This window comes from Xanthobacter sediminis (genome assembly GCF_043195015.1).
Taxonomy (GTDB): Bacteria; Pseudomonadota; Alphaproteobacteria; order Rhizobiales; family Xanthobacteraceae; genus Xanthobacter.
In genome coordinates, this window is the sequence record NZ_JBAFWH010000010.1 from 19,989 (window position 1) to 42,012 (window position 22,024).

Below are 22,024 nucleotides of genomic sequence, written 5' to 3' on the forward strand. Positions count from 1 at the left end.
CGCCGGCCGAACGGCAGCCGGCATGAGGAGCCCGGCCCGCCGGCTATTGCCGGCCGGGCGCGGCGCGGGTGATCTCCTCCACGCGGTGCTTGATGGCGAGCCACACCTCCTGCTCCTCCTGCTTGCCGCCGATCTCGAAGCTCTGCGCCATGGTGGCGGCGAAATCCGCGCCCTCGGCGCCGTACTGTTCGGCGATGATCCAGGCGGTGCGCCACAGGTCCTGCTCGTTCACCATGTCCGCGCCCTCCCAGGGCCAGGGTGGAGACGTCCGGTCGAGATGGGCGGGGGCATCGGCACGCCCTGGCGCCGGTGCTCAAAATTTCTCCGGCCGGCGCGCGCAAATTCACCAGGGCCTCGCCGCGCCGGACGGTATCGAAGGAAGCGCCCGCGCCGTGCGGGCGGGCGCCCCTCCAGTCGTGGGTGTCACAAGTCCAACACCAGCAGGTCGCCTTTGCCACGCGAGACGCAGGTGAGCATCCAGCCTTCCTCGCGCTGGGCGGCGGTGAGGCGCTTGTCGCGATGGTCCACCTCGCCCTCCAGCACCTTCACCTTGCAGGTGCCGCAGGCGCCCTGCTCGCAGGCGGTGTCCACCTTCACCCCCTTCTCCTCCAGCGCCGCCGAGACCGACTTGTCGCCGGGGATCTCGTAGGTCTGGCCGGTGGAGGCGATCTTCACCGAGAACACCTTATCGAGCAGGGGCGCGGGCGCCTTGCCGCCGAACCGCTCCATGTGGATGCGGTTGACGCCGAAACCCTTCTGCTGGGCGGTCTTGGCGATGGGGTCCATCCACCAGTCCACGCCGCAGATGAACAGCTCGGTGTCATCGGGGCGGTCCGCCAGGATGGCGGCGGGGTTGAAGGGCGGCTGCGCGCCTTCGAGGTAGAAGGTGGTGTCTCCAGCGAAGCTGGAGGCCTCGATGGTGCCCTTGAAGGAGCCCGGCGAGCCGCCCGCGAACAGATAATGCAGCTCGAACGGCGTGCCCTTGGATTTCAGGTGGTCGGCGATGCTCAGGATGGGCGTGACGCCGATGCCGCGCGCCATGAGCACGGCGCGGGCGGTGCCCTTCGGCACCTGGAAGCGGTTGCGCGGGGCGCTCACGGTGAGCGTGTCGCCCACCTTCACGTCATTATAGAGCGCGAGCGAGCCGCCGCGGCTGTTCGCGTCCTTCCACACCCCGATGAGGTAATGGTTGCGTTCGGCGGCGCTGTTGAACAGCGAATACTGGCGCACCATCCCGCCGGGCAGGGTGACGTCGATGTGCGATCCCGGCGAGAAGGCCGGCAATTCGGAGCCGGCGGGATCCACCAGCTCCAGCGAGACCATGTTGTCGGCCTCGACGGTCTTCCTGGCCACGACGACCGGGTGCAGAACCTCGTCTGACATTCGAAACTCTCCATGGACCAAAGCCTGGATGGAGACGAGCAAGGAAAAGGCCACTTTTCGGGCGGATCTCGCCCCTTGCGCACTGGTGCTGAAGAATTGAGCAACACCCGAGCGCCGGGCAAGGGCCGGAGCGGCCGCCCGCGGGCGGACCGCTCCGGCATCTCGCGGCGATGCGCGCCCCCGCGCGGGACGCCCCGGTGCCTCAGCGTGCGAAGTCGAGCACGATGCGGCCCTGGATGTCGCCCTTATGCATGCGCGCGAAGATGTCGTTGATGTTGTCCAGGCTGTCGGTGTGGATGGTGGCCTTCACCTTGCCCTCGTCGGCGAAGTTCAGCGCCTCCTGCAGGTCCAGCCGGGTGCCGACGATGGAGCCGCGCACGGTGATGCCGTTCAGCACCGTGTCGAAGATGGAGAGCGGGAAGTCTCCCGGCGGCAGGCCGTTGAGCGAGACGGTACCGCCGCGCCCGACCATGCCCAGCGCCTGCTCGAACGCCTTGGGCGAGACCGCCGTGACCAGCACGCCCTGGGCCCCGCCCACTTCCTTCTTCACGAACGCCACCGGATCGGCGGTGCGGGCATTGACCGTGAGCGCGGCGCCGAGCGAGCGGGCGAGCTCCAGCTTGGTGTCGTCGATGTCCACCGCGATCACGTTGAGGCCCATGGCCTTGGCATATTGCACGGCGAGATGGCCGAGGCCGCCGATGCCGGAGATCACCACCCAGTCGTCGGGCTTGGTGTCCGTCACCTTCAGGCCCTTGTAGACGGTGACGCCGGCGCACAGGATGGGCGCGATCTCGGTGAAGGAGACGTTCTTCGGCAGGTGGCCGACGAAGTTCGGGTCCGCCACCACATATTCGGCGAAGCCGCCGTTGACGGAATAGCCGGTGTTCTGCTGCTCCTCGCACAGGGTTTCCCAGCCGCCGAGGCAGTGCTTGCAGTGGCCGCAGGCGGTGTAGAGCCACGGCACGCCCACCCGGTCGCCCTCCTTCACGTGCCTCACGCCCGCGCCGACGCCCACCACCGTGCCCACGCCCTCGTGGCCGGGAATGAAGGGCGGCTTTGGCTTCACCGGCCAGTCGCCCTCGGCGGCGTGAAGGTCGGTGTGGCACACCCCGCTGGCCGCGATCTTGACCAGGATCTGCCCCGGCCCCGGCGTCGGCACGGGAACCTCCTCGATGGACAGGGGCTTTCCGAACGCGTGGACGACAGCGGCCTTCATGGTCTTCGTCATGCTTTTCCCTTTCGGTCCCTGTGTACGGCGGCGTGCGTGGCGGAACGCCCGCGCCGCCGGTCCTCCGGTGCGCCGCATCGGGCGCCGACGGAAGGTCGCATCTGCCGGCCGGCCGCGCGCTCTCCGGGCACCATCCGCGCGCACCCGCGATGATGGCGCCAAGCGGAAAAGCGGGAGGGAAGGCGGGGCCGGCACTCGCGGCAGGGCGCGCCCGGGGCAGGAAGGCGCGCCGTTTCAGCTTCACGCACCGGGCGCGACGGCCGCCGGAAACCAGGGGGAAACTGGCTTCCGGCCTCGGTCATGGCCGTCAAGTCCTCCCTTGAGCGCGTTTGAGCGTACGTCTTGCGGGACGCCGCCGGCGGCAGGATGGAGTCCGCTGCCGCAGGAACGCCGCCGCACACCTCAGGTTCCCCGGCGGCGGGACGGAAGTGTTGAGGATGCCGGGCATCCCCGCCCCGCCGCCGGCAACATTCCGGGCCCGCCCCCTCCCGCGGGAGGGGGCGGCGCGATCAGAAGAAGCCGAGCTTCTTCGGGCTGTAGCTGACCAGGAGGTTCTTGGTCTGCTGGTAGTGGTCGAGCATCATCTTGTGGGTCTCGCGCCCGATGCCGGACTGCTTGTAGCCGCCGAAAGCCGCGTGGGCCGGGTAGGCGTGGTAGCAATTGGTCCACACGCGGCCCGCCTCGATGGCGCGGCCGAAGCGGTAGGCCCGCGAGCCGTCCCGCGTCCACACGCCGGCGCCGAGGCCGAACAGCGTGTCGTTGGCGATATGGAGCGCTTCCGCCTCGTCCTTGAAGGTGGTGACCGACACCACCGGGCCGAAGATCTCCTCCTGGAAGATGCGCATGGAATTGTTGCCGAGGAACACAGTGGGCTTCACGTAGAAGCCTTCCGCGAGATCTCCGTCGAGCGTGTTGCGCTCGCCGCCGGCGAGCACCTTGGCGCCCTCCGCCTTGCCGATCTCGATGTAGCTGAGGATCTTGTGGAGCTGTTCGCTGGAGGCCTGGGCCCCGATCATGGTGGAGGGATCGAGCGGCGAGCCCTGCTTGATGTCGGCCACCCGCTTCAGCGCCTTCTCCATGAAGCGGTCGTAGATGCTCTCCTGCACCAGGGCGCGGCTGGGGCAGGTGCACACCTCGCCCTGGTTGAGGGCGAACATCACGAAGCCCTCGATGGCCTTGTCGAAGAAGTCGTCATCCTCGGCCGCCACGTCCGAGAAGAAGATGTTGGGCGACTTGCCGCCCAATTCCAGCGTCACCGGAATGAGGTTCTGGCTGGCATAGCCCATGATGAGGCGGCCGGTGCCGGTCTCGCCGGTGAAGGCGATCTTGGCGATGCGCTTGGAGGAGGCGAGCGGCTTGCCGGCCTCCAGGCCGAACCCGTTCACCACGTTGAGCACGCCGGGCGGCAGGAGATCGGCGATCAGCTCCGCCAGCAGCAGCATGGAGGCCGGGGTCTGCTCGGCCGGCTTCAGCACCACGCAGTTGCCGGCGGCGATGGCGGGCGCCAGCTTCCAGGCGCCCATGAGGATGGGGAAGTTCCAGGGAATGATCTGGCCGACCACGCCGAGCGGCTCGTGGAAATGGTAGGCGATGGTGTCGTGGTCGATCTCGGAGAGCGCGCCTTCCTGCGAGCGCACGCAGGCCGCGAAGTAGCGGAAGTGGTCGATGGCGAGCGGGATGTCGGCAGCCGTGGTCTCGCGGATGGGCTTGCCGTTGTCCCAGGTCTCGGCCAGCGCCAGCAGGTCGAGGTTGGCCTCCATGCGGTCGGCGATGCGGGTGAGGACCAGCGCGCGCTCGGCGGCGGGCGTGCGGCCCCAGGCCTCGCGGGCGGCGTGGGCGGCGTCCAGCGCCTTCTCGATATCGTGCTCGTCGGAGCGCGCCACCTCGCAGATCACCTTGCCGTTGATGGGCGAGATGTTCTCGAAATACCGCCCGTTCACCGGCTCCACGAAGGCGCCGCCGATAAAGTTGCCGTAGCGGGCCTTGAAGGGCGATGTTTTGTCCTTGTTCAGGAATTCTGGCTTGTTCATGGTTTCCTCCCGTTTCTGGGCCGGCGCATCCTATCGCACCCGCCGTGCCAGTTGGCGGCACCTTTCCGAACTTTTGTTCTTGCACTGCGGTAAGTTATTGTGCGAGCGCGCTCCTGGCATAGACTTGAAACGCTCCATTTCGGTGGCGCTGGACGCGATGCAAATCCTCGTGCGAAACTGTCGCCCATAAGAACAAGCAGTCGCGACAGGTGTCGCATCTTGCGACACCTCCGCGCACGGGAACGAAACCGCCCCGAGGTGCCGATGCTGCAGACCATTCCGTCCTGCGACGCCCGCCTGTTCTCGCATGAGGCCCTCGCGGAAGCCCGCCAGCGCTTCTTCGCGGGGGAGACGGAGCCGCGCGGGGTCGCGGCGCCCATCCTGCGCTCATGGACCCGCTGTGCCGCCCAGGGCCTCACCGCCGGCGGGCGCCCCAGGGCCGAGCCCCTCACCGCCGGGGAGCTGCGCCAGCACCGCGAGCGCGCCGAGGCCCTGCGCCGCCGCTGCCGGCCCGAGCTGGAGGCCCTGCGCGCCGACGCCGCCGCCACCGGCTCCATCGTCATCCTCACCGATCCCTCCGGCCTCGTGCTGGACACCGTGGGCTCGGCCGATTTCGCCGACCGCGCCGCCAAGGTCGCGCTGCTGCCGGGCGTGAGCTGGAGCGAGACCGCGCTCGGCACCAACGCCATCGGCACCGCCCTGGTGGAGCGCCGGGCGCTGGAGGTGCGCGGCGCCGAGCATTATGCCGAGGCCCACGGCATCCTGAGCTGCACAGCAGCGCCCGTCCTCGATCCCTATGGCGAGGTGGTGGGCCTCATCGACCTCTCCGGCCCCGCGACGGTGGCGCAGCTCCACGCCATGGGGCTGCTGGAGCTCGCCGTGACGCAGGTAGAGCATCGCCTGTTCGAGGGCGCCTTCCCCGACCACGCCGTGGTGCGCTTCCATTCCGACCCGAGCTTTCTCGGCACCAGCCGCGAGGGCATCCTGGTCTTCGAGGACTACCGGCTGGTGGCCGCCAACCGCAGCGGCCTCGCCCAGCTCGGGCTCGGCTGGGACGCGCTGCGCAACCGCCGCTATGGCGACCTGTTCGAAGGCCCGCTGGGGCGCGCCGGAGAGGAGCGCCGCGTGCGCAGCACCGCCGGCGACACGCTCCACCTGCGCCTGGAGCGGCAGGCCACCGCCGCCACCGCCCGTGAGGGCGCGCCCGCCGCTCCCGCTCCGCCGGCGGCAGAGAGCGGACCAGCCCCCGCCTTCGATCCGGCCACCGCCCAGGCGCTCGCGCGTGCGGTGCGCCTGCTGGAAGCGGGCGTGCCCGTACTGGTGCAGGGCGAGACCGGCACCGGCAAGGAGGTGTTCAGCCGGCAGCTGCACCTTTCCTCCAGCCGCGCCGGACGGCCGTTCGCGGCGGTGAATTGTGCGGCACTGCCGGAAGGGCTGATCGAATCCGAGCTGTTCGGCTACGAGGAAGGCGCCTTCACAGGCGCCCGCCGCGCCGGCTTCAAGGGCCTGCTGCGCGAGGCGGACGGAGGCGTGCTGTTCCTGGACGAGATCGGCGACATGCCGCTCTCGCTGCAGACCCGCCTGCTGCGCGTGCTGCAGGAGCGGCAAGTGACGCCCCTGGGCGGCGGCCGCCCGGTGCCGGTGGACTTTCGCCTCGTCTGCGCCACCCACCGCGACCTGAAGCAGCAGGTGGAAAGCGGCAGCTTCCGCGCCGACCTCTACTTCCGCATAGCGCAATACCGGGTGGCCCTGCCGCCCCTGCGCCAGCTCCAGGACCGTGAAGCGCTGGTGCACCGCTTCTGGAGCGAGCTTGTGGACGGGCCCGGCGGCCCCGCCCTTTCGGCGGACTGCGTGGCGGCCCTGGCGCGCCACGCCTGGCCCGGCAATTTCCGCGAGTTCGTGGGCACGCTGAAGGTGCTGCATGCTCTGGCCGAGCCCGACGGGCTGGTGGACACGGACGCGCTGCCCGCCGATGTGCGGGAACAGGCCGCCCCCTCCGCCACGGCGCCGCAGCCGCCGACCGGTGAAGAGCTGGAGGCCGTCACCCGCGCCACCATCCAGGCCACGCTCGCCGCCTGCGGCGGCAATATTTCCATGGCGGCGCGGCGGCTCGGCATCCACCGCTCCACCCTGCACCGCCACCTCGCGGCAGACACCCGCGCCGGCAAGCCCTCCTGAGCGGCCCGCCGCGGGCCCGGACGCCGCGACGGGGCGAGCCTATGGGATGCCAGCGCCCCCCGCGCGGCCCGATATCCCCGCCCCGGAGGTCCCGACACTGCTACCTTCGGCTGAGCCATCGCGCCCTTGCGCGCGATTGACTTGTGCCGCATTTTATTCTCTATAAATACGATCGATTAGATACATTTTCCGCATGCGGGCCAAGCCACGGGAGCAACATGGATGAGCGGCCTCGACCAGATCGACCGCAAGATCGTCGCCGAGCTGATGCGCGACGCGACCCAGACCGTGGCCCAGGTCGCGGACAAGGTCGGCCTGTCGCAGACCCCGTGCTGGAAGCGCATCCAGAAGCTGGAGGCATCGGGCGTGCTGATGCATCGCGTCGCCATCGCCGATCCGGCGAAGCTCGGCCTCGGCCTCGCGGTGTTCATCGGCATCGAGGCGCCCGACCATACGAAGGAATGGCGTGAGAGCTTCATCCACTTGGTGGACGGCATGCCCGAGGTGCTGGAAGTCTACCGCATGGCCGGGGAAATGGACTACCTGCTGCGGGTGGCGATGCCGGACATGGCGGCCTTCGACCACTTCTACCGGCGCCTGACGGACGCGGTGCCGCTGCGCAACGTGACATCCCACTTCGCCATGGAGCGGATGAAGTTCACGACCGCCTATCCCATCGAGACCCGCACCGCCGCACGGCGCTAGCCGCGGCGAGGCGCGCCCCCCAAGGGAGGGCACGCACGCCGGACGGCGGACAGCGGCCGGGCATGTACGGACACGAAAACGGGCCCGCCCGCGCCTCGGCACGGATGGGCCCGCTGTCTTGAACTGCCGGAGCAAGGCCGGAGCGAAGGGGCGGCCGCCCCTTGCCCACGCCCCTCGCCCGCCCGGCTCATTCCGCCGCGTCGAGGCGCCCTTCCGACGGCGCGTCGAAGGGGCGCCCGCGGCTCGCATCGGCCACGCTCTCCCGGCCGTGGTAATGGCTGCGCCACTGCGCCGCCGGATGGCTGGCGCGCGCCAGCCCGCCGGCATCGCCCAGCAGCTTCTCGCGCAGCGTGCCGGAGGCATAATCGCTCTGCACCCGCCCGCGCCTGCGCAGCTCCGGCACCACGAAATCGATGAAGTCCGTGGTGGACGCCGGCGTGATCGCATAGGCGAGGTTGAAGCCATCCACGCCGCCCTCGTCCACCCAGCGCTCCAGCTCGTCGGCCACCTTCTGCGGCCCGCCGACCAGCACCGGCCCGAGCCCGCCGATGGACCGGCGGCGGATCACCTCGCGCACGGTCCAGGCCTCGCCGTCGGCGGCGAGGGATTCCAGCGTAGTGCGCAAAGCGTCGTTCTCAACGGCAGTGAGCGGCAGGTCCGGGTCGAGCGAGGAGAAATCGAGCCCGGTCCAGCCGCCGTAGAGGGCGAGCGCGCCCTCCGCGCTGGCATAGGAGAGATATTCCTCATATTTGCGCTGAGCCGCCTCGTCGGTGGGGCCGGTGATGACGGTCAGCAGCGTGAAGATCTTCAGCGCGTCGGGCTCGCGGCCGGCGGCGGCCACCTCGGCGCGGATCTGGTCGGTCAGCTTGCGGGCGGTCTCGGGCGAGGTGGCGAGCACGAACATCGCCTCCGCGTGGCGGGCGGCGAAGCGCCGGCCACGCGAGGAGGCGCCGGCCTGGAAGATCAGCGGCGTGCGCTGCGGCGAGGGCTCGCATAGGTGGAAGCCCGGCACCTTGAAGTATTCGCCGTCGTGCTGGATGGGATGGACCTTGGAGGCATCGGTGAAGATGCCTTTCTCCTTGTCGCGCAGAACGGCCCCCTCCTCCCAGGAGCCTTCCCACAGCTTGTAGACGACCTCCATGTATTCTTCCGCGAGATCATAACGCGCGTCATGTTCGATCTGGCGATCCATGCCGATGTTGCGGGCGGCGGAGTCGAGATAGGAGGACACCACGTTCCAGGCCACCCGGCCCTTGGTGAGGTGGTCGAGGGTCGAGAGGCGGCGCGCGAGCAGATAGGGGTGCTCGAAGGTCACCGCCGCGGTCACGCCGAAGCCCACGTTCTTCGTCACCGCCGCCATGGCGGAGATGGCGCCGAAGGGGTCGTTCACCGGCACCTGGGCCGCATCCTGGAGGGCCGCCTCGGCGGAGCCGCGATAGACGTCGTAGACACCCACCACGTCGGCAATGAAGAGAGCGTCGAACGCGCCCCGCTCCAGCTCGATGGCAAGATTCGTCCAGTATTCAATGTCGTTGTAGCGCGAGGCCTGGCTCGAAGGATGGCGCCAGGTGCCCGCCGCCTGGTGGCCCACGCAGGTCATGTCGAAGGCATTGAGAATGATACGCTTCTTCGGTGTGCTCATGTGCCTTCCCCTTGGCCTCGGCCGGGCCCGCGCCCCGCCGGGAACACGCCCCGCGCGCGACGCCCGGCGCTGCGGCGCCAGTGTCATCAGGCCTGGGAATGTAAAGGGACACGCCGACGGCGCTCCATTCTAAACATGAGAGCAAAAAGAGAAGATTTTTTCTGCTTCAGGCGTGCATAAGAACGGGGAACTGCAGCCACCGCCAGCTGGATGCCGTATCTTCAAGTCTTCCGAAATGGGCGCTCTCGCGCGATATGGAATATTTTTCTACTCTAGACGGTTCTGAAGAAGATCATTCTCCATGCCGGCCTGTCTTTGGAATGGCCGCGGGTGCGGGGGCCGCCTATCACAGGAGGTGACGATGCGCGTCCGGAAACGGGCGCCGCAGGCCCGGCCGCTCTGACAGGATCGATGCGATGGCGAACCTTCCCTCCCCGGAAGTCTTCTGGTTCCTCCCCACATCCGGCGATACCCGCTATCTCGGCACATCCGATTTCGGGCGCGAGCCCACCAACGCCTATCTGCGCGAGATCGCCGTCACCGCCGAGCGCCTCGGCTACGACGGCCTCCTCATCCCCACCGGATCGAGCTGCCAGGACCCCTGGGTGACCGCCTCCAGCCTCATCCCCCTCACCAGCCGCATCAAGCTGCTGGTGGCGCTGCGCACCTCCATCATGGGGCCCACCGCCTGCGCCCGCCAGGCCGCCACCCTCGACCAGGCCCTGGACGGGCGCCTGCTGCTCAACGTGGTGCCGGGCGGCGACGCCGCCGAGCTCGCCGCCGACGGCATCTTCCTCGACCACGATGCCCGCTACGAGGCCGCCGACGAGTTCCTCACCGTGTGGCGGCAGATCCTCGCCACCGGCGAGGCCTTCAGCTTCAGCGGCCGCCACCTCAAGGTGGAGAACGCCCGCAATTATTATCCCCCCGTCCAGCGGCCCTATCCGCCGCTCTATTTCGGCGGCTCCTCCCCCGCCGCCCACGAGCTGGCCGCCAAGCATGTGGACGCCTACCTGACCTGGGGCGAGCCGCCCGCCGCCGTGGCCGAAAAGATCGCCGAGGTGCGCGCCCGCGCCGCCCGCCACGGCCGCACCGTGCGCTTCGGCGTGCGCCTCCACGTCATCGCCCGCGAGACCGAGGCCGAGGCCTGGGCCGAGGCCGACCGGCTGATCTCCCGCCTCAGCGACGCCGACATCGCCGCCGCCCAGGCCAATTTCTCCAAGATGGATTCCGAGGGCCAGAAGCGCATGGCGGCCCTGCACGGCGGCCGCCGCGACCGGCTGGTGGTGGCGCCGAACCTGTGGGCGGGCGTGGGCCTCGTGCGCGGCGGGGCCGGCACCGCGCTGGTGGGCGACCCCGAGCAGATCGCCGCGCGGCTGCGCGAGTACCAGGCGCTGGGCGTCGACACCTTCGTGCTGTCGGGCTACCCGCACCTCGAGGAATCCATCCGCTTCGCCGAGCTGGTGTTCCCCCGCCTCGGCAAGGCCGCCGTCACCAAGCAGGGCACACAGACCGGCGGCGCCTTCGACATCCGAGCCGTCCGCCAAACCGCAGCAAGCTGAGGCGAAAGGCCCGTGAGCTCGACTCACGGGCCTCCGGTCAGGCCGGCGCCGCGCTTGAGCAAGACCCGCCGGTCGTAGGCCGGGGCCGATGATACGGTTTCCGAAGATGCTATCGTCCGCGCCGGAAGCGGGGCGGCACAACCCCGCCCCCCTGTTCCGCGAGGATGCTTATGTCCGCCAGCCAGACCCAGCCCCGCCCCACGCCCGCGAACGACCTGCGCGACCTGCTCGACGCCCGCTACGGCGCCGCCGAGAGCCCGGCCGGGGTGCACGTCAACGACACCATTGCCGCCCTGCTCGGCCACCGCACCGTGCGCGCCTTCTCCGCCCGCCCGCTGCCAGCGGGGCTGGTGGAGACCCTGGCGGCGGCGGCCCAGTCGGCGCCCTCCTCCTCCAATCTCCAGACCTTCTCCCTGGTGGCGGTGGAGAAGCCCGAGACCAAGGCCCGCCTCGCGGAGATCGCCGGCGGCCAGAAGCACGTGACGGAAGCGCCGCTGGTGCTGGTGTGGCTCGCGGACCTCGCGCGGCTGGAGGAGATCGGCCGGCGGGCGGGCGCGCCCACCGATGCCCTCGGCTTCCTCGAAACCCTGTTCGTGGGCATCATCGATGCCGCGCTGGCAGCGCAGAACGCGCTGGTGGCGCTGGAATCCCTCGGCCTCGGCGGGGTCTACATCGGCGCCCTGCGCAACCGGCCTGAGGAGGTGGCGCAGCTCCTGGGCCTGCCGCCGAACGTGCTCGCCGTGTTCGGCCTGTGCGTGGGCTGGCCTGATCCCGAGCGGCCGGCCCAGGTGAAGCCGCGCCTCTCCCAGCGCCTCGTGGTGCACCGCGAGCGCTACGACCCGAGCCTGCCCCAGGATGCCCTCGACGCCTATGAGGCGGCTCTGACCTCGTTCCAGCAGGACCAGCATATGCCTGAGGTCGGCTGGGCCGGCACGGCACTCAACCGCGTGCGCGGGCCGGAGGCCCTGAGCGGGCGCGACCGCATGCGCGCGGCGCTCCAGGCGCTCGGCTTCGGCCTGCGCTGACGGGGCGGCGGGACCGCCGCGCCGGGCGTCGGCTCTCCTGTCTCCGACCAGCGCCGAACGGGCTGCGCGCAACGCCACGCTCAGGCGAACCCGCCGCGGCCCTTTCCGGCGGCATTCTCACAGGCCCCAGGCAGGCGCTCATGAGCGCCTGCCTGGGGATGCACGGGCTTCAGGCGAGCTGGATTCCGTTTCGCCAGGACGCGGGCACCGCCCGAAAATGGGGCCCTTGGCGTCAGATGCCTTCACCCAGGTGGATGAAGTCTTCGAGCAGGGTGCCCGCCTGCTCCGCCTCCCGCGGCCGCGCCAGATGCGCCGCCAGCCGGTGGACCTGCACCGCCACCTCGGGCACCGCCGTGATCTCCCACCACGCCGGGCGCGTGAGGGGGCCGAGCGCGAACAGCCAGGAACTGGCGGCGCCGAACCGGTCCACCACCGCGCAGTCCCGCGTTTCGAGGCCGAGGCCCAGGGCATCGGGCGCGATGCGCCCGGCCCGGCGCAGGTCCGCGAACAGCGGCACGCCGATCTCCGCGAGATCGGAACGCGGGCCGGTGCAGTTCACCACATGGGCAGCCTCGAACGCGATGCTTGCCCCGCCCCCGCGCGGGCGCACCTGGGCGCTGACGGCCCCGTCCGCCCCTTCCGCACCCTGGGCCGGGCGAAAGCCGGCGATGCGCCCCGCCACCACCCGCAGCCGCCCCTGCGCCAGCAGGCCGTCCAGGCCGGCGGCGATGCGCGGCGCCATGCGGTGGCGGTGCACGTCCCACAGGGTGCGGCCGTGGCGCAGGAAGCGGGCCTTCTCCACCAGGGTCCAGCGGCTCCAGATGCCCGGCAGCTGCGGGCGCGCGGCGTCCATCACCCGCTGCCAGGGCACGCCGGCTGTGCGCACGGCCGCCCGCAGCCGGCGCAGCACGTCCACGGGCCCCGCCCCGGCGAGATCGGCCAGGGCCGGGGCGGCGCCGGCCGCCTCCGGCGCGGCGGGGCGCAGATGGGCGTGCGGCAGCAGCCCGTGGCGCGAGACCGCCACCAGCGGCCCCCGGTGCCCGCCGGCGGCGAGCTTCAGCGCCACGTCCACCATGGTGAGGCCGGTGCCGATGAGGAGAACCGGGGCATCCTCCCGCACGGCGGCGAGTTCCTCGCGCGCCCAGGGGTCGGGAATGAAGGCCGGCGTGTCGTAGAAGGCGGCGTCGCGACAGCGCGGGGGCCTGGGCGGCAGGTTGCCGGTGGCGAGCACCACCGCCTCGCCTTCCAGGCGCCGGCCGTCGGCGAGGATGACGGCGGGCCGCGGCCGGTCCTCCACCCGCACCGCCTCGCCGCGCACGCGCGTGAGCGGCGATTGCGGCAGGGCCAGCGCCGCCTCCAGCCGCGCGGCGAGGTAATCCCCGAACAGCCGGCGCGCGACGAACGCGCGGGAGAGATCGCCCCCCGCCTCGTCGAGCGCCTCGGCCAGCACCTGCGGCCGCTGCGCCAGCCATTGGCCGAAGCCGGGCTCCAGCCCCACCTCCATGCGCGAGACGGGGACATTGAGCACATGCAGATCCGCGCACGCGCCATAGGCGAGGCCGCGCCCGGCGCGGGGCTCCCGCTCGATCAGCACGGCGCTGAGGCCGGGCCGGGCCGCCACCGCCAGGGCCAGCAGCGTTCCGGTGAAGCCGCCGCCCACCACCAGGATGGTCCGGCCGTCGCGCCAGGCGTTCAGCATGCCTCGTCTCCCTTTCTGCGGCCGCACGGCGCGGGGCCTTGCCGGACACGATCGCCATGCCGCGCGCGGCTGTCGATGCCACCGCCAGACACGGCGCGCCCGGCGTGCGCCGTCGCGCATCCTCATACGATACTAAAGTAAACGCATGAACTTTGTTGACTGCCATAAATCTAATGTCTATTATTTTTATCTACAAACTATTTTTGTGATGGGACCATCCCGTGCGCCGGTCTTCCCGGCCCCTGCCCCCCGGAGGTTGCCGCATGAATGCCCATTCCACCGCCGCGCAGGCCACCGCCCTGCCGGCCGCCCCCGTGCCCGAGCTTTCCCCGGAGGTGCTCGCTTATCGCGCCGCCATGCGCAAGCTGGCCGGGGCGGTGAGCGTGCTGACCGTGGGCGCCGGCGAGAGCCGCACCGGCCTCACCGCCACCTCCGTTTCGTCCCTCTCCATCGATCCTCCGACGCTGCTCATCTGTGTCAATCGCGCGTCCTCCTCCCTCGACGCGCTCCGAGCCCACCGCAGCTTCGCCATCAACGTGCTGCGCGCCGAGCACCAGCCGCTCGCCGACCAGTTCGCCGGAAAGGGTGGCCTGAAGGGACCCGAGCGCTACAAGGGCGCCGAATGGACCCGCCTCGGCACCGGCGCGCCGGTGCTCGCAGACGCGCTCGCCGCCTTCGACTGCGAGCTGGAGGAGGCCATCGAGCGGCACTCCCACTTCATCATCATCGGCCGCGTGGTCGCGAGCCGCATCACCGAGACCGCCGAGCCCCTGCTCTACTGGGCCGGCGCCTACCGCAACCTCGGCGCCTGACCCGCGCGCCCGCATCCCCCGGAGGATCGTCATGCCCTTCTCCCTTTCCCGCCGCGCCCTCGCGCGTGCAGCCGGCGCCGGCCTTCTGGCGCTCGGCCTCGGCGCCGCGCTCCAGACCCCGGCGGCCGCCGAGGACAAGGTGGTCCGCATCGGCTACCAGAAATACGGCACCCTCATCCTCCTGAAGAACAAGGGGCTTCTGGAAGAGAAGCTGAAGCCGCTCGGCTACACGGTGAAATGGGCGGAATTCCCCGCCGGCCCGCAGCTCCTGGAGGCGCTCAACGCCGGCGCGGTGGACTTCGGCAACACCGGCGAGGCGCCGCCCATCTTCGCCCAGGCCGCCGGCGCGCCGCTGGTCTACGTGGGCTACGAGCCCGCCGCCCCCACCGGCGAGGCGATCCTGGTGCCCAAGGACAGCCCGCTCAAGAGCGTGGCCGACCTGAAGGGCAAGACCATCGCCCTCAACAAGGGCTCCAACGTGCACTACCTGCTGGTGAAGGCGCTGGAGAAGGCGGGCGTGCCCTATTCCGAGGTGAAGACCGCCTACCTCACCCCCGCCGACGCGCGGGCCGCCTTCGAGCGCGGCTCGGTGGACGCCTGGGCCATCTGGGACCCCTACCAGGCCGCCGCTGAGAAGACCATCGAGGCCCGGCCCCTGGCCAACGGCACCGGCATCGTCTCGAACTACCAGTTCTACTTCACCACCAAGAGCTTCGCGGAGAAGGCGCCGCAGGTGGTGGACACGCTGCTTGCCGCCGTCTCCGAGATCGGCGCCTGGACGAAGGCCAACCCGCAGGCCGCCGCCGCGCAGTTCTCGCCGCTGATCGGCATTCCCGCGCCCATCCTGGAGGTGGCCCTCGCCCGCCAGCAGTATGACGTGAAGCCGCTGACGCCCGAGGTCGCCGCCCAGCAGCAGCAGGTGGCCGACACCTTCCACAAGCTCGGCCTGATCCCCGCTCCCATCAAGATCTCCGACGCGCTGCGCGCGCCGAAGTCCTGACGCGGCTGTCCCCGAGGAGAGAAGCCATGGCCGAATCCTTCGTGCCTTCCGAAGCCGCCCTGCCCCTGCGCGAGCGCGCCTCGCCCTTGCCGAGCCTCCGGCGGGCGCTGCGCCGGCTCGGCCCGGCGCTGGCGCCCTGGGCGCTGCCGCTCGGCGTCATCGTGCTCTGGCAGGCGGCGGCGAGCCTCGGCTTTCTCTCCTCGCGGGTGCTGCCGGCGCCGAGCGACGTGGCGCTCGCCTTCTGGCGCACCTTCAACGACGGCAGCCTTGTCTCCAACATCGTCGTCAGCACGCAGCGGGCGCTTATCGGGCTCGCCATCGGCGGCGGCATCGGCTTCGTCCTCGGGGTTGCCAACGCCATGTGGCGGCCGGCGGAAACCGCGTTCGACTCCACCCTGCAGATGCTGCGCAACGTGCCGCACCTCGCCATCATCCCGCTGGTGATCCTGTGGTTCGGCATCGACGAGGAAGCGAAGATCTTCCTGGTCGCCATCGGCGTCGCCTTCCCCATCTATCTCAACACCTTCCACGGCATCCGCACGGTGGACCGCGGGCTGATCGAGATGGCGCGCGTCTACGGCCTGTCGCCGGCGGCGCTGTTCTTCCGCATCATCCTGCCGGGGGCGCTGCCCTCCATCCTGGTGGGCCTGCGCTACGCGCTCGGCATCATGTGGCTGACGCTGATCGTGGCCGAGACCATCTCCTCCACCTCCGGCATCGGCTACATGACCATGAACGCCCGCGAGTTCCTCCAGACCGACGTGGTGGTGCTGGGCGTCATCGCATACGCGCTGCTCGGGAAGCTCGCGGACAGCCTCACCCGCGCCATCGAGCAGCGGGCCCTCGCCTGGCACCCGGCCTATCGCGCCGGGACGGAGCCGGCATGATGGAAGTGTTCGCACCAGAAGCCGCCGCCTTCCCCGCGCAGGCGGAGGCGCCCGCCGCCGGCGCACGCCCCTGGCACGGCGAGGCGGTGCGCCTCGAAGGCGTGGTGAAGGCGTTCGGCGCCCGCACCGTGCTGCGCCGGCTCGACCTCGACATTCCCGCCGGCCAGTTCCTGGCGGTGGTGGGCCGCTCCGGCGGCGGCAAGAGCACGCTGATGCGGCTCATCGCCGGGCTCGACGGCGCCACTTCCGGCACCGTGCGCGTGGGCGGGCAGCCGGTCACCGGCCTCGCGCCCCAGGTGCGCCTGCTGTTCCAGGATGCGCGGCTCGTGCCCTGGCAGCGCATCCTGCAGAATGTGGGCATCGCCCGCGGCCCCGGCTGGCGCGAGACGGCAGCCGGCGCGCTGCGCGACGTGGGGCTCGCCGATCGCGGCCGGGAGTGGCCATTCGTGCTCTCCGGCGGACAGAAGCAGCGTGTCGCCCTCGCCCGCGCGCTGGTGAGCCACCCGGCGGTGCTGCTGCTGGACGAGCCCTTCGGCGCCCTCGACGCGCTGACCCGCACCGAGATGCACGCCCTTACCGAGCGCATCTGGCGGGAGCGGGGCTTCACCGTGATCCTCATCACCCACGACGTGGCCGAGGCGGTCGCCCTCGCCGACCGCGTGATCGTGCTGAAGCACGGCGAAGTGGCGCTCGACGTGCCCGTGGACCTGCCGCGCCCGCGCCGGGGGGCTGCCGGTGCAAGCGCACTGCAGGAGCGCATCCTCGCCGCCGTGTAGAACCTTTCAGGCAAGGCGGACGCCGGTTCGCGTGAAGACAGCGCCTGGGCTCGATGCTCCACGCTGGCTCGACGTTCGAGAGTCCTCGTCGCATCCGGGCGTACTGCCCTTCTCCGGCTTGCGGGGGAGGGGAAGAGCGCGCCTGGATCCGAGCCATGCGGGGTTGCGCCCCCACGGCAGACGTGCCGCCATTGCCTCAAGCCGTCCATGATCGCGCCCATCGGCGCCAGCCCCAGCCCTCCCCCCGGGGGGGGGAGGGGACATGGAGTGTCCGTCCATCGCCGCCCGAATGGCGATCGGCCCGAGGCGCGGGCGCGCGCTCAGCGGTTGCGGAAGACAGGCTTGCGCTTCTCCGCGAAGGCGTTCATCCCCTCGCGCCGGTCGTCCAGGGCGAAGGTGGCGTAGAGCAGGCGCCGCTCCACATAGAGGCCCTCCTGCAGGTGGGTTTCATAGGCCTTGTTCACCGCCTCCTTGGCGAGGCGCACCACCGGCCGGGAGGAGGCGCAGATGCGCTGCGCCAGGGCCACGGCCTCCTGAAGGTGGGTGCCCGCCGGCACCACCCGGCTCACCAGCCCCATGGCCAGCGCCTCCGCCGCCGGCAAGGCCCGGCCGGTGAGGATCATGTCCATGGCCACCGCCTTGCCGACGATGCGGGTGAGGCGCTGGGTGCCGCCGGCGCCGGGGATGATGCCGATGGTGGTTTCCGGCAAAGCGAAGCGCGCGGTCTCGGAGGCGATGATGATGTCGCACATCAGCGCCAGCTCGCAGCCGCCGCCGATGGCGTGGCCGGACACCGCCGCGAGGGTCGGCTTGCGCACCCGCGAGAGCCCCTCCCAGGTGGCGGTGACGAACTGCTCCTCGTAGACCTCCGCGAAGGTCTTGTCCTTGATCTCCTTGATATCCGCGCCCGCCGCGAAGGCTTTTTCCGAGCCGGTGACGACGATGGCGCCGACCGTGTCGTCCGCATCGAGAGCCGCCGCGGCGGCGGACACCTCGGCCGTGATCCGGCTGTCGAGCGCGTTCAGCGCCTGCGGCCGGTTGAGCGTGATGATGCCGACCGGTCCGTCGGCGGTGACGAGGATGGTCTCGTAGGTCATGGCGTGGCTCATGGCTTTGTTCTTGTCTGGGCGCGGCCCAAGGCGCCCGGCGCGGGTGAGGATTTCGCCGCGCGATGGCCCGGCGGCGGGTCTGGACAGCGGAGAACGGCATCGCCGCCGCCGGTCGCGGAACCATGCGGCGACGCGCTCAATAATTCAATATATTGTCATATATTTTTAGGCCAAAGCCGACCGGAAGCGCCCTGCTCCACGTAATTCATGTTCTTGAATGCGCACCGCATCGGGACAAACATGAAATAGCATTGCAGTTTTCGAACCCGCGCGGCGCTCCCCGGAGGGGCGAGCCGCCACGGCGGCCCCCCTCACCTGCGGGGCGCGGAGCCCTTCGGCGCGGCGGGCGCACCTTCCCCCGCCTTGCGCGCGGCACTGGCCTCCGGGTCTATCGCCTTGAAGTTGCTCAGCATCTTGTCGAGGTAATGGATCAGGTGGATCTTGTCCTCGGTGGAGAAACCGGCGAGCGCCGCGTCGTAATAATCGGCGATGACGGGACGCATGTTGGCGTCCCACAGGCTGCGCCCCTTCGGCGTCAGGCGGATGAGGCGCGAGCGGTTGTCGTTGGCGTCGACCGCGCGCTCCACATAGTCCACGGCCTCCAGGCGCTGGAGCACGCCGGCGAGATTCTGGCGGCTCACCAGCAGGAAGGCGGCGAGGTCGCCCACCGCCACCCCCTCCGCGAAGGCGGGGCGCGTGAGCGCGCCGAGCACCGCCCATTGCTGGGTGGTGATCTCATAGTCGTCCAGCGCCCGCGTGCCGGTCTTATGCAGCATGTTGGCGCATTGGTAGAGCCGGAAGAAGAGCCTGTTGCTCAGCCCCGGCGATATGCCCCGCGATCCGTCGCCATCCTTCGTCATGCCCGGCACTCTGGCCGCGCCGCGCGGCAAGGTCAAGGGCGGCTCGCGCCGCATTTTAAGGAAATATATTGACCTATTTTCGCGCGGCCATTATAGCTCTTCCTCACGAAGGCCGGGCAGGCCATGCGCCGCAGCGGCCCACAGAATGGCATAAAATGCGCCATAGCGGCCCATTCGCCACCATCCTGAGACGCGGGAGGAACCCCATCGTGCGTGGACTTAAAGGTAAAGTAGTTGTTGTAACTGGTGGCGGCGGCGGCATCGGTTCCGCCACCTGCCGGCGGTTCGCCGAGGAAGGCGCGCGGGTCGTGGTCGCGGACATCGGCGCGACCCAGGCGGAGAAGGTGGTGGCGGAGATCACCGCCGCCGGCGGCGACGCGACCGCCATGGTGGTGGACCTGACCGACCACGCCGCCACCGCCGCGGCCGTCGCGCAGGTGGAGGCCGGCTTCGGCCCCGTCGACATCCTCGTGAACAACGCCGGCTGGGACCTGTTCGTCCCCTTCCTGAAGTCGGAGCCCGACTTCTGGACCAAGATCATCGACATCAACCTGCGCGCGGTGCTCAACGTCACCAAGCCGGTGCTCGCCTCCATGGTGGCGCGCAAGGTGGCCGGGCGCGTGGTGTCCATCGGCTCGGACGCCGGGCGCGTCGGCTCCTCGGGCGAGGCGGTCTATGCCGCGTGCAAGGCCGGCGTCATCGCCTTCATGAAGACCCTGGCGCGCGAGCACGCCCGCCACGGCATCACCTTCAACGCCGTCTGCCCCGGCGTGACCGAGACCGCGATGCTGGAGAGCTTCATGGAAGCCGCCGGCGACAAGGAGAAGCTGCGCACCGCCTTCATCCGCGCCGTGCCGCTCGGCCGCCTCGGCAAGCCGGAGGACCTGCCCGGCGCCATCGTGTTCCTCGCCAGCGACGACGCCGCCTTCATCACCGGCCAGGTGATCTCGGTGTCGGGCGGCCTGACCATGCACGGCTGAGGGAGGAAACCATGAGCTACACCGACATCCTCTACGACATCCGCAACGGCGCCGCCTGGATCACCATCAACCGGCCCGACAAGTACAACGCCTTCCGCGGCCACACCGTGGACGAGCTGATCCACGCCTTCCAGACGGCGGGCTGGGACCGCAAGGTGGGCGTGATCGTGCTCACCGGCGCCGGCGACAAGGCCTTCTGCACCGGCGGCGACCAGTCGGCCCACGACGGGCAGTATGACGGGCGCGGCGTCATCGGCCTGCCCATCGACGAGCTGCAGAGCCTTATCCGCGATGTGCCGAAGCCGGTCATCGCCCGCGTCAACGGCTTCGCCATCGGCGGCGGCAACGTGCTCGCCACCATCTGCGACCTCACCATCGCCTCCGACAAGGCGCAGTTCGGCCAGGTGGGGCCCAAGGTGGGCTCGGTGGACCCCGGCTTCGGCACCGCCTATCTCGCCCGCGTGGTGGGCGAGAAGAAGGCCCGCGAGATCTGGTATCTCAACAAGCGCTACACCGCCGCCGAGGCGCTCGCCATGGGCCTCGCCAATGCCGTCGTGCCCCATGCCGAGCTCGACGCCGAGGTGGAGCGCTGGGTGGCCGAGCTGATGGAGCGCTCGCCCACCGCCCTCGCCCTCGCCAAGGTCTCCTTCAACGCCGACAGCGAGAACATCCGGGGCATCTCCGCCCTCGGGATGCGGGCGCTGAGCCTCTATTACGACACCGACGAGAGCAAGGAGGGCGGCGTCGCCTTCCGCGAGAAGCGCAAGCCGGATTTCCGCCGGTTCGGGAAATAGGCGGCCGTCCCGGCCCAGCGCGCGGCGCCCGCCGCCCTCAGGCCCGCGCCGCGCGGGCGCTCCCCCGCCGCGCCGCCGCGGCGGGCGGAAGCTGTGCCACTCCGGCGCCCCCGACGAGACCACCCCGCAAGACCGCCCCGAGGCGGCGCGTGGACTGACCCGGCAGGAAACCCCAAGGCAGGATCCCACACATGTATCCCACGGTTTTCGACACCGACGACCTGAACGCCCTGCGCGACCTCGCCCGCAAGTTCGCCGCCGAGCGCCTCGCCCCCGGCTACCGCGAGCGCGAGCGCACCGGCAGCTTCGGCACCGGGCTGGTGCGGGAGATGGGCAGCCTCGGCCTCATCGCCCCCGAGCTGCCGGAGGAATTCGGCGGCCTCGGCGCCGGCAGCATCTATTCCGGCGTCATCATCGAGGAGATCGCGCGCGGCGACTTCAACTTCGGCTACGTCAACATCCTGGCCTCGCTCAACGGCCAGATCCTCGCCAGCTTCGCCAATCGCGAGATCAAGGCCCACTGGCTGCCGAAGCTCACCGCCGGCGAGATCATGCTCGCCATCGCCCTCACCGAGCCGCGCGGCGGCTCCGACGCGGCCAACCTCGGCCTGAGGATGGAGCGGGACGGCGGCCACTACGTCATCAACGGCGAGAAGACCTCCATCTCGGCGGCGGACCAGGCCGCGGCGGCGGTGGTGTTCGCCCGCACCGGCAGGCCGGAGGACAAGGCGCGCGGCATCTCCGCCGTGTTCGTGCCCATGGATACCCCCGGCATCTCCACCACCCGCTTCACCGATCTCGGCCAGCACGCCATCGGCCGCGGCTCCATCTTCTTCGACAACGTGCGGGTGCCGGTCGATCACATCCTGGGCGAGGAGAACAAGGGCTTCGTGCAGGTGATGCAGGGGTTCGACTTCTCGCGCTCCCTCATCGGCCTGCAATGCCTCGGCACGGCGCGCCAGTCCCTCACCGAGACCTGGGCCTACATCGGCGAGCGCCGCGCCTTCGGCAAGCCGCTGGCGGCCTTCCAGGGCATCACCCACCAGCTCGCGGATTTCGACACCCGCGTCGAGGGCGCGCGGCTGCTGGCCTACAACGCGCTCTGGCTCAAGGATAACGGGCGCCCCCACGTGGCGGAGGCGGCCATGGCCAAGTGGTGGCCGCCGCTCCTCGCCTACGAGGCGATCCACGCCTGCCTGCTGGTGCACGGTCACGCCGCCTATTCCAGCGAGCTGCCCTTCGAGCAGCGCCTGCGCGACGTGCTGGGCCTGCAGATCGGCGACGGCACCGCGCACATCATGAAGAACATCATCGCCCGCGAACGGGCGGGCCGGGCGGCCGTCGGCTGAGC

General features: G+C 70.4%; 19 protein-coding genes. 11 read left to right on the plus strand and 8 right to left on the minus strand.

Features of this window, described 5'->3' with window-relative positions; all coding sequences use genetic code 11:
- Positions 1 to 43: 43 nt before the first annotated feature.
- The 4 genes from V5F61_RS14165 to adh form a co-directional block, all read right to left on the minus strand.
- A complete protein-coding gene (locus V5F61_RS14165) occupies positions 44 to 235 on the minus strand; it encodes a hypothetical protein (RefSeq protein WP_393988777.1) in 192 nt (63 codons plus the stop codon).
- A gap of 188 nt (positions 236 to 423) precedes the next feature.
- Positions 424 to 1,383: a PDR/VanB family oxidoreductase gene (locus V5F61_RS14170; RefSeq protein WP_393988776.1), complete on the minus strand. Its 960-nt coding sequence runs from the start codon at positions 1,381 to 1,383 to the stop codon at positions 424 to 426.
- A gap of 202 nt (positions 1,384 to 1,585) precedes the next feature.
- Entirely contained in the window at positions 1,586 to 2,614 is a 1,029-nt protein-coding gene (adhP, locus tag V5F61_RS14175) for an alcohol dehydrogenase AdhP (protein WP_393988775.1), read from the minus strand.
- Positions 2,615 to 3,123: 509 nt separating this feature from the next.
- Positions 3,124 to 4,644, minus strand: a complete 1,521-nt coding sequence (gene adh, locus V5F61_RS14180) for an aldehyde dehydrogenase (protein ID WP_393988774.1) — start codon at positions 4,642 to 4,644, stop codon at positions 3,124 to 3,126.
- Between the two features lie 264 nt (positions 4,645 to 4,908).
- Between adh and V5F61_RS14185 the strand changes: the two genes are divergently transcribed.
- Entirely contained in the window at positions 4,909 to 6,822 is a 1,914-nt protein-coding gene (locus tag V5F61_RS14185; RefSeq protein ID WP_393988773.1) for a sigma-54-dependent Fis family transcriptional regulator, read from the plus strand.
- A 222-nt stretch (positions 6,823 to 7,044) separates the two neighbouring features.
- Positions 7,045 to 7,527: an Lrp/AsnC family transcriptional regulator gene (locus tag V5F61_RS14190; RefSeq protein ID WP_393988772.1), complete on the plus strand. Its 483-nt coding sequence runs from the start codon at positions 7,045 to 7,047 to the stop codon at positions 7,525 to 7,527.
- Positions 7,528 to 7,714: 187 nt separating this feature from the next.
- Here V5F61_RS14190 and V5F61_RS14195 read toward each other — a convergent pair whose 3' ends face one another.
- Positions 7,715 to 9,169 carry an LLM class flavin-dependent oxidoreductase gene (locus tag V5F61_RS14195; RefSeq protein ID WP_393988771.1) on the minus strand — a complete coding sequence of 485 codons (1,455 nt, stop codon included), beginning with the start codon at positions 9,167 to 9,169 and terminating at the stop codon, positions 7,715 to 7,717.
- Positions 9,170 to 9,585: 416 nt separating this feature from the next.
- On the opposite strand from V5F61_RS14195, the gene ssuD reads away from it, so the two are divergent.
- Together ssuD and V5F61_RS14205 are read left to right on the plus strand one after the other, a co-directional pair.
- On the plus strand, positions 9,586 to 10,731 hold the full coding sequence (gene ssuD, locus V5F61_RS14200) for an FMNH2-dependent alkanesulfonate monooxygenase (protein WP_393988770.1): 1,146 nt from the start codon (positions 9,586 to 9,588) through the stop codon (positions 10,729 to 10,731).
- 170 nt (positions 10,732 to 10,901) lie between these two features.
- Entirely contained in the window at positions 10,902 to 11,756 is an 855-nt protein-coding gene (locus V5F61_RS14205) for an NADPH-dependent oxidoreductase (RefSeq protein ID WP_393988769.1), read from the plus strand.
- Between the two features lie 232 nt (positions 11,757 to 11,988).
- Here V5F61_RS14205 and V5F61_RS14210 read toward each other — a convergent pair whose 3' ends face one another.
- Positions 11,989 to 13,455, minus strand: a complete 1,467-nt coding sequence (locus V5F61_RS14210) for an FAD/NAD(P)-binding protein (protein WP_393988768.1) — start codon at positions 13,453 to 13,455, stop codon at positions 11,989 to 11,991.
- A gap of 263 nt (positions 13,456 to 13,718) precedes the next feature.
- On the opposite strand from V5F61_RS14210, the gene V5F61_RS14215 reads away from it, so the two are divergent.
- Genes V5F61_RS14215 through V5F61_RS14230 form a run of 4 tightly spaced genes read left to right on the plus strand, consistent with a single transcriptional unit; the run spans position 13,719 to position 16,930 of the window.
- A complete protein-coding gene (locus tag V5F61_RS14215) occupies positions 13,719 to 14,267 on the plus strand; it encodes a flavin reductase family protein (RefSeq protein ID WP_393988767.1) in 549 nt (182 codons plus the stop codon).
- A 31-nt stretch (positions 14,268 to 14,298) separates the two neighbouring features.
- Positions 14,299 to 15,267 carry a sulfonate ABC transporter substrate-binding protein gene (locus tag V5F61_RS14220; protein ID WP_393988766.1) on the plus strand — a complete coding sequence of 323 codons (969 nt, stop codon included), beginning with the start codon at positions 14,299 to 14,301 and terminating at the stop codon, positions 15,265 to 15,267.
- A gap of 26 nt (positions 15,268 to 15,293) precedes the next feature.
- Positions 15,294 to 16,154: an aliphatic sulfonate ABC transporter permease SsuC gene (ssuC, locus tag V5F61_RS14225; protein WP_393988765.1), complete on the plus strand. Its 861-nt coding sequence runs from the start codon at positions 15,294 to 15,296 to the stop codon at positions 16,152 to 16,154.
- Positions 16,151 to 16,930, plus strand: a complete 780-nt coding sequence (locus tag V5F61_RS14230) for an ATP-binding cassette domain-containing protein (RefSeq protein ID WP_393988764.1) — start codon at positions 16,151 to 16,153, stop codon at positions 16,928 to 16,930. Before ssuC ends, V5F61_RS14230 begins: the two co-directional genes overlap by 4 nt.
- A gap of 320 nt (positions 16,931 to 17,250) precedes the next feature.
- On the opposite strand, the gene V5F61_RS14235 is transcribed toward V5F61_RS14230, so the two are convergent.
- Together V5F61_RS14235 and V5F61_RS14240 are read right to left on the minus strand one after the other, a co-directional pair.
- Positions 17,251 to 18,027, minus strand: a complete 777-nt coding sequence (locus V5F61_RS14235; RefSeq protein WP_393988802.1) for an enoyl-CoA hydratase-related protein — start codon at positions 18,025 to 18,027, stop codon at positions 17,251 to 17,253.
- A gap of 323 nt (positions 18,028 to 18,350) precedes the next feature.
- Positions 18,351 to 18,899, minus strand: a complete 549-nt coding sequence (locus V5F61_RS14240; RefSeq protein WP_393988763.1) for a MarR family winged helix-turn-helix transcriptional regulator — start codon at positions 18,897 to 18,899, stop codon at positions 18,351 to 18,353.
- 209 nt (positions 18,900 to 19,108) lie between these two features.
- Between V5F61_RS14240 and V5F61_RS14245 the strand changes: the two genes are divergently transcribed.
- The 3 genes from V5F61_RS14245 (at position 19,109) to aliB (ending at position 22,022) form a co-directional block, all read left to right on the plus strand.
- Complete coding sequence (locus V5F61_RS14245) at positions 19,109 to 19,879, plus strand: SDR family NAD(P)-dependent oxidoreductase (protein ID WP_393988762.1); 771 nt, start codon at positions 19,109 to 19,111, stop codon at positions 19,877 to 19,879.
- Between the two features lie 11 nt (positions 19,880 to 19,890).
- On the plus strand, positions 19,891 to 20,673 hold the full coding sequence (badI, locus tag V5F61_RS14250) for a 2-ketocyclohexanecarboxyl-CoA hydrolase (protein ID WP_393988761.1): 783 nt from the start codon (positions 19,891 to 19,893) through the stop codon (positions 20,671 to 20,673).
- 191 nt (positions 20,674 to 20,864) lie between these two features.
- Positions 20,865 to 22,022 carry a cyclohexanecarboxyl-CoA dehydrogenase gene (gene aliB, locus V5F61_RS14255; protein WP_393988760.1) on the plus strand — a complete coding sequence of 386 codons (1,158 nt, stop codon included), beginning with the start codon at positions 20,865 to 20,867 and terminating at the stop codon, positions 22,020 to 22,022.
- The last annotated feature ends 2 nt before the right edge of the window (positions 22,023 to 22,024 follow it).